Source organism: Nostoc sp. UCD121 (assembly GCF_014222285.1).
Taxonomy (GTDB): Bacteria; Cyanobacteriota; Cyanobacteriia; order Cyanobacteriales; family Nostocaceae; genus Nostoc.
The window spans coordinates 1-7,575 of sequence record NZ_JACKZS010000288.1 but is presented as its reverse complement, the minus strand read 5'-3'; the positions used below and the strand labels follow the sequence as shown (position 1 = coordinate 7,575).

9 protein-coding genes are annotated in these 7,575 nt (G+C 41.2%); 4 read left to right on the top strand and 5 right to left on the bottom strand.

The genetic code is table 11. The features are described from left to right. Positions 1-74: 74 nt before the first annotated feature. The 5 genes from GNF10_RS33475 to GNF10_RS33455 form a co-directional block, all read right to left on the bottom strand. The gene (locus GNF10_RS33475) at positions 75-224 is read right to left on the bottom strand and encodes a hypothetical protein (RefSeq protein ID WP_185582321.1); all 150 of its coding nucleotides are present in this window, start codon (positions 222-224) and stop codon (positions 75-77) included. A gap of 65 nt (positions 225-289) precedes the next feature. Then, positions 290-790, bottom strand: a complete 501-nt coding sequence (locus tag GNF10_RS33470) for a helix-turn-helix domain-containing protein (protein WP_185582322.1) — start codon at positions 788-790, stop codon at positions 290-292. A gap of 7 nt (positions 791-797) precedes the next feature. Continuing rightward, positions 798-2,237: a hypothetical protein gene (locus GNF10_RS33465; RefSeq protein WP_185582323.1), complete on the bottom strand. Its 1,440-nt coding sequence runs from the start codon at positions 2,235-2,237 to the stop codon at positions 798-800. Positions 2,238-2,269: 32 nt separating this feature from the next. Then, positions 2,270-2,710, bottom strand: coding sequence for a hypothetical protein (locus GNF10_RS33460; protein ID WP_185582324.1), 441 nt, complete (start codon positions 2,708-2,710; stop codon positions 2,270-2,272). Continuing rightward, positions 2,700-3,524, bottom strand: a complete 825-nt coding sequence (locus GNF10_RS33455) for a hypothetical protein (protein WP_185582325.1) — start codon at positions 3,522-3,524, stop codon at positions 2,700-2,702. The genes GNF10_RS33460 and GNF10_RS33455 overlap by 11 nt, the downstream gene beginning before the upstream one ends. Positions 3,525-3,719: 195 nt before the next feature. On the opposite strand from GNF10_RS33455, the gene dndE reads away from it, so the two are divergent. From dndE to GNF10_RS33435, 4 genes are all read left to right on the top strand, one after another. Next, positions 3,720-4,106, top strand: a complete 387-nt coding sequence (dndE, locus tag GNF10_RS33450; RefSeq protein ID WP_185582326.1) for a DNA sulfur modification protein DndE — start codon at positions 3,720-3,722, stop codon at positions 4,104-4,106. A 51-nt stretch (positions 4,107-4,157) separates the two neighbouring features. Beyond that, on the top strand, positions 4,158-5,615 hold the full coding sequence (locus GNF10_RS33445; protein ID WP_185582327.1) for a DNA phosphorothioation-associated putative methyltransferase: 1,458 nt from the start codon (positions 4,158-4,160) through the stop codon (positions 5,613-5,615). A 245-nt stretch (positions 5,616-5,860) separates the two neighbouring features. After that, a complete protein-coding gene (locus GNF10_RS33440) occupies positions 5,861-7,153 on the top strand; it encodes an AmpG family muropeptide MFS transporter (protein WP_185582328.1) in 1,293 nt (430 codons plus the stop codon). Further along, entirely contained in the window at positions 7,138-7,539 is a 402-nt protein-coding gene (locus tag GNF10_RS33435) for an ABC transporter permease (protein ID WP_185582329.1), read from the top strand. The genes GNF10_RS33440 and GNF10_RS33435 overlap by 16 nt, the downstream gene beginning before the upstream one ends. Positions 7,540-7,575: the final 36 nt, after the last annotated feature.

Sequence of the window (7,575 nt, the reverse complement as noted above, 5' to 3'; positions counted from 1 at the left end):
AACCTGTAAAATAGCGTAATCTCCACCTAATTGTTGAGATAGCCAGTCCAAAAACTGTTGAAAACACTCGCCATTCAGTTTTGGATATTCATAATATTATGATCTCCAGTCAATGGTTCAATTGCACCATAAATCCAAAAATTTTCCCGTGGCCATTTCACCTCAACAGTAGGCTTAACTCCAGAGGCAGTAATCACTTTTCCTGTAAGAGTTTTCAGTCCCACCCTCGTTTCATCCTGGCACAGGTAGCTAACACATTTGCCGGGTGCTAGATGTTTTTCTAGACAATTCAGAATGATACCGAGTTTTTTTTAAACTCAGATACTAACTTTTCATCCTGCTTATGGCTTTGAGGACGTGGTACTTTTAGTTTTGCCCCTAATCGATATCGAACCAATGCATAAACCGTTGCATACTCGATATCTTGCCCCTGCTCTTGCTTTAACCACTCTACTATTGCACCATAGCTACTAAAGCCTTTTCCTGTTTTTAACTCCTCTTCAAGTGCCGCGATCGCTCCTTCAGGAATTTTCCGTTTTGCTCCCGGAGCTTTTTTTATTTTCAATAATTCATCTAGCCCACCCGATCTATATTTTTGTAACCATCTTGTCACCGTTGATGTATCTTTAGCCAAGCGTTTTCCAATATCTTGCTGCTCCTTGGCCTGCCCGCTTTTTATCCACCACAGCATAATAAGTTTTTCTTTCTGGTTCCCTAAATTAGCTGTTTGTAGGCGTTTTTTAAGTTCTTCTTCGCTCTCTGCGATTTCAATCTCAAAAGGGCGGCTCATGGTTCTTTTAATTTATCGAGTTTGTTTTCTCTATTATATGCAGCTTCATATAAAATTGGTATAAAGCAATGGGATAGATATAATTGGCTTTGCCAGCATTTTCCACAGGTTGAGTTGCAATAAAGTTTTTCACATCACCTTTTATAAACTGGATAGCAGTTCTATCTTGGGTAAAATCAAGGTTGCACAGCAGATAAGCCGTCAGAGGATGAAGGGGAAAACAACCCTCGGATAAGTGGGTATAAAATTCTTCAAAAGACCAGCCTTTCTTTTTATAAATTTTAATTCTTCGCTCGAAAGCTGTTTCAGCTTCTCTCCTCAGAGTGTTATGCCATTGGGAACTAAATGTTTGCCAAGTAGATGCATTTTTTACCAACAATAAATTCTCTATAACCAGTTCTAAGCTAGAAGCAGGGTTGTAAGTAGTCCCATCTTTTGGTGCAAGGCGAGTTGCAATCTTTTGGTATTCTAGTATTACATTGGCAGAAATCCCAACTCCTTGAGCGGGATGAATTTGGGTGAAACTTAAAAGAGCGATTTTGCCTTTGTAGTTTTCACAAATGTTGGTAATATTTTGCAGTGCAGTACCTCCAGCACCAATATCATCTGCTGCCCAGGCTTTTAGATATTGGTTTAGCTCATCAAATAAAATTAAAATCCCTTGGAAGTGAGCATTTTCACCAATGCAATGATTTTTTATCAAGTCTTCTAAAATTGCTTGTATATTTATATCAGCAGTAAAATCAGGAGTAAATCCCGTGATTTTAAAGGCAATTTTTTTAACACTGGATATTACATCAGAGTTATTTTCTCTGAGTAAGCGAATGAGAGAATTTAAATCACCATCAGGATTACCATTACTTTGTAAATATTTTTCTGCCTTTGTCCTATTCTCTGGATTCAAAGTTTCCAAATAGCGTAGGGGTTCGCTGCATATATGGTGTGCTAAAGAATCTTGAATACCTGCTGCTTCTAGACTTTTAACAAGTTGTTGGAGAAATTGCTTTCTGATATCGCCGCCGATGTCACCACTAAGACAGATAACTAAATGTTGGTGGCGTTGGTTTTGTTTAAAAAGCTTCAATCCTTCAGAGATAGCCTGGTTTTTGGCAGATGTCGCTTTTTCTACTTGTGACAAAATCCCTTGCACTTCTTGACTGTGGAAGGGTTTTTTGAAAAAATTGGCTACAGCGATCGCAAAATGAGATTTACCCTTACCATATTGTTGAATCATCAAATGGATATTCGGCTGATTTGGACTATGATAGCTACGGCGCACCGCATCCAAAATACCAACCGTCGATAACTCAGGTTTTGTTGAGTCGTAATTAAAGATAAAACTCTCACACAGAGGTAAATTCTTCTCTAAATCATCCAACATCCCAAAATTGACAGAACTGGCAATACTACCCTTTTCGTTGATTTCAACAAGTTGGTTGAGGAGCATAATCAATTAAAATAGCAAATGCAAAGTGATAATTATCCTGAAGGAATACGCTTAATTCGCTCTGACGACCAATTTTTGGGTGCTAGTTGCTGGGGTAGTAGTATCCACAAAAGTTTTTCTAGCTTGCGAGTCTCTTCCAGTTGCTTCCAGAAAAGGGTAATGTGACTGCCAGATGTCACCTGTAAGTAAGTAATCAGACAATCTAACCCTTCCAATAAAACAATCTGCTTTTTAACCCCAGAACACATTGACTTGATGGCATCCAATTCCAGATCCAAATTATGATGAAGCGTGAGAAAGTTTTCTCCCGGATGAATCCTTTGTAGCAAATTTTTTCGGTAGTTGACCCGTTCAGCATTATTGTCAAAAGCGATACGTACTAGTTCGCTTTCATTAAGTGTATCCCACAGTAGCAAGTGAATTCTGTCATCGGGTCTCGCATCTCGCAGCAGGAAATCAGCTTTATCCGTCATAGGCTTTTTCCAGCAGTCCCAAAGGTTCATCCCAGCGCGGAATCACTTGGAAAGGAGGTACTGCCCGTCGCTGTTCGATGATACCGTAAGCTTCTAGTGCGTTTAGCTGTTCCTGTAGTGCGTCTGCTTTGATTCCCAGTACAGCAGCAATTCCCATTTTCTGGTTCCAGATGGACTCGGTAAGAACAGAACCTTCGCCTTTAAAGTCACGTTCCCACAGCTTGGCTAGGAAATATCCCACTAGGTAAGAGTTAGGTAAGTGGGCATTTCCAGCAACATATTTATCCTCTTGTTGAGTGATAAACTTGCAGGATGCTAAAGCTTGAAACTCAGTGTATGCCCGCAAGATAAATTTGATTCTGTCAGCAATCACTTTGCTTTCTTCTTCAAACTCGGAAGCAATATGATACAATAATTCCTCGCTAGTAAATTTACTATAACGAGGTAAGAACGTATATATAAAGTAAGGCCATCCACCCCAATCAACAGGATTTTCTGGTGTTTGTTGTAGTCCTTTATCACCAAAACTTAAATAAAAGTGCATCAACCAGTCTGTAATATTTGACTCTAAGCCTGAGTCTAGTCGCAAGACAATTTCCCCTTCCCGACTGGGGCGATTATTCTTAATTAACCCTGCACGTACTGCCCAACTTTTTACTCGTCCTACTTTGCCATTGCCTAAACTTGTTTTCTCCATCAAATTAGGCAAGCTATCATTTAAGCCTTTTTCTTGGGCAGCAGTATGAAGCAGTCTATTGATTTCGTCTTTTTTAAAGGAAAAAGAGCCATTAAAATGCAATTGCAATTTAGCCATAATATATTTTCTAAATGCGAAGTTTAATTAAATATATATATTTTCCTGACACTAGATTCAAAATATGTATGAGATATTGACTGCGAGGATATAGACAACTATTGAATTGTATATTACTAACTACTATATATACCACTTTAAATATTGATATTAGAGTGCGTAGATAGACTCACTCTTTCCCTTTTACTTTTAGTTATGGAATCCCCAATCGAAAGAATAAAACTCTCTCAAACAGCCAAAGAGCAACTTACCAAACTTAAGCGCAGCACCAAAATCGACCAATGGAATATCCTCTGTCGTTGGGCGTTTTGTCGTTCCCTCGCAGAATCAACCACACCCTCCCCCGTTCCAATTCCCCAAGATAGCAACGTCGAAATGAGTTGGCGCGTCTTTGGCGGCGAAATGTCCGATATTCTCCTCCTCGCCCTCAAGCAACGCTGTCACAATGACGGTTATCCCACCGATAAAGAAACCCTCGCTACCCAATTCCGTTTGCATTTGCATCGAGGAATTGGCTACTTAGCAGGCGATCCAAATATCAAGAAAATTGAAGATTTAATTGAACTAGCGGTTAAAAATTGAAAGGATATTAGTTGACTGTTAACTGTTCACCGTTAACTGACAACTAATATTATGCCTGAAGCGCTAGAAATTGAGCGTCATAGAGCTGCGATCGCTCGCCCCGACATCTCTCGCCCTGTACGATTGGCTATAGAAGGGTCAATCCTCAATCAAGACACCACTTTTTTTGACTACGGCTGCGGCTACGGTGGTGATGTCCAGCGAGTAAAAAACTTAGGTTACACCAGTACCGGCTGGGACCCTTACTACTATCCTGATGTACCACGCACCCCCGCCGATGTAGTTAACCTGGGCTATATCCTCAACGTCATTGAAGACTCAGAGGAACGCCGTCAAAGCCTAATCCAAGCTTGGGAACTCACCGGGAAAGTTTTAATTGTTGCGGCTCAAATACTAATTAACGCTCCCAGCAAAACCCAACTTGCTTACAATGATGGCATTGTGACGCGCCGCAATACTTTTCAGAAATATTACGAACAACAAGAACTCAAAACTTATATTGATGAAGTCCTAAATGTTGATGCAGTACCGATCGCACTAGGTGTTTACTTTGTTTTTCGAGATGAAGCCCAAAAAGAAAGTTACAAAGCTATCCGCTTCTTTTCTACCACCTCTACACCACGAGTCCGCATCCCCATTAAGCGGTTTGAAGATTATCAAGAACAGCTGCAACCACTCATGGCGTTTTTTACCAAGCGCGGTAGACTCCCCGTAAAAGGCGAATTGGAAAATGAACCAGAATTACTCAGCGAATTTGGTAACTTTCGCCGCGCCTTTGGTGTAATTTTACAAGCTACTGATGAGGCTGAATGGGATGCGATCGCTTATCGTCGTTCTCTCGATATCCAAGTTTATCTCGCCCTGACTCACTTTGATAAACGCCCTGCATGGCAAAAGCTAGCCCCAGAAATGCGTCACGATATTAAAGCCTTTTTCAGCAGCTATGAGGAAGCGTGTCTTGTAGCCGACCAAAAGCTTTTCAGCTTAGGTAAATCTGGGGTAATTCAAACTGCGTGCGAAAAAAGCAAAATTGGTAAACACACACGCGGTGCTATTTACGTCCATGTTTCGGCACTTGCAGCACTTGATCCCGTACTACGAATTTGTGAAGGTTGCGCTAGCCGTACCATTGGGCGTGTAGATGGAGCCACATTGATCAAATATCACACTGATAAGCCGCAAATATCCTATCTGTTTTACCCTGATTTCGACACTGATCCCCATCCGGCGTTAAAAGCCAGTATAGGTATTGACTTAAAAACCCTCTTCATCACTCACCGAGACTACAAAACTAGGGCAAATCCGCCAGTTTTGCACCGAAAGGAAACATTTGTTACCAGCGACTATCCAGGCTACGAAGAATTTGCTAAACTCACCCAACAAGAACAGCAATTAGGATTACTCAATAGCAAAAGCGACATTGGTACGCGTGAAGGTTGGGAAAAATGCCTCGCTGCACACAAAGTAGAAATCAAGGGACATCAGGTTTATCCAATTCAAGAAAGTTAAGAAAACGCTGACACTATAAGGTTATCCTGAATTTGTATTTAACCCAAGTAAATCTTGGTAGTTTGTCATGTTTGGGGGAAATCACACACTAGCTATGGCAAGTTTCAATTCCTGATAGGGATTAATAGGAACTGCTGTCGCTCTCATAATTTAAACCTTTATAGGTACTAGTTAAATGATACAATCTCCCATTTACTCGTTGTATTTTATTGATACTTCCTCAAAAGAGGCAAAAAGTTGAAACTATGAGGAAAATTACATCGCTACTGGAAGTTTTCGGTAGTCGCAAGATGGCGGCTTTATTATTCTTAGGTTTTTCATCGGGTTTACCATTATTGTTAATTGGTAATACCTTAAAAGCTTGGATGACCGTAGAAAAGGTAGATTTAGCCGCTATTGGTTGGTTTAGCCTCGCTAGTTTGCCTTATTCCTTAAAGTTTTTGTGGTCGCCATTGCTGGACAGGTTCGCCTTACCAGTTTTGGGACGACGACGGGGTTGGTTAATTTTGACGCAGATTGCTTTGATTTTAGCGATCGCAGTCATGGCTTTTCAACAACCCAAACAAGCATTACAGCTACTAGCTATCAACGCCATAGTCATTGCTTTTATCAGTGCAACTCAAGATATCGCTGTTGATGCCTACCGTACCGACGTTTTAGAAAAACTAGAAATGGGGGCTGGTGCAGCCGTTTTTATCTTGGGTTATCGAATAGCCCTGTTAGTCGCAGGTGCTTTAGCCTTGATACTTGCTGACAGACTGCCTTGGTCATCGGTTTACCTATTTATGGCAGGAACAATGGTAATTGGTATTCTTGCCACCTTGTTCGCACCGGAACCCAAAGAAATTAGCCCTCCTGCTTCTCTAAGGGATGCTGTAATTTTACCTTTTAAAGAATTTTTTCAGCGTCAGAGCATCATCCAAGGTATTCTAATGCTGGCATTCATTACCCTATACAAACTAGGTGATGCTTTGTTGAGCAATATGACCACGCCTTTTTTGCTGCAAACGGGTTTTACCAAAACCGATATTGGGGCAATTCAAGTAGGGATGGGACTAATTGCTACGATTGTCGGTGCTTTAGTAGGTGGTTCAATTTTGAGTACCATTGGCATCAATCGATCGCTTTGGGTTTTTGGTATTCTACAAGCAGTAAGTAATTTAGCTTACTTTTTCTTAGCATACATCGGTAAAAATTACCAAGCTATGGTACTTGCCATCAACATAGAACAATTTTGTGGTGGATTGGGGACAGCAGCCTTTGTTGCCTTTTTGATGAGTCTTTGTAACCAACGGTTTTCCGCAACCCAATATGCTTTGCTATCTAGCTTAATGGCTGTCAGCCGCGACATTCTAGCGGCCCCTGGAGGTGCGATCGCACAAAGCACGGGTTGGCCTATATTTTTCTTAATTACCATCGCCGCCGCCATACCAGGACTACTTCTATTACCAGTATTTGCTCCCTGGAACCCTCAGCCAGTGGCAGTATCCAGACCAGGACTTGAGGACGAAGAAGAGGATATATGGGGAATCAAGTAGTTATTGCTGTCGGCACATTTATTCTCTTACTCACTGGTTTATTACTGGGGTATGTTCTCTCGCAGTTAGTTCTAGGCTATCTAGCATTTAATCTCCTAACTTTTTTCGGAACACTCAGCCTAATTTTAATTTTTGGGACACTTTATTACGTTTTATTTTGGCAGTTACGAAGAGATCAGTCCCGACCATCAACTATAAATCAAGGGATATCAAATCAGGTAGACGATGGTGTATCTGATAGCTATCTCAAAAACAGACTGATTGCTAAATTATCCGGTGACACTGCCGCAGCCGAACGGTTAATTGAACAGGCAAAGGAAACTTATCCTGGGATGCCGGAAAATTGGTATTGCGAAAGAGTGCTTGATGACTTAGAGCGCAGCTAATAGTACTGTGGGGGCGGGGGCAGGGAGCAGGGGGAG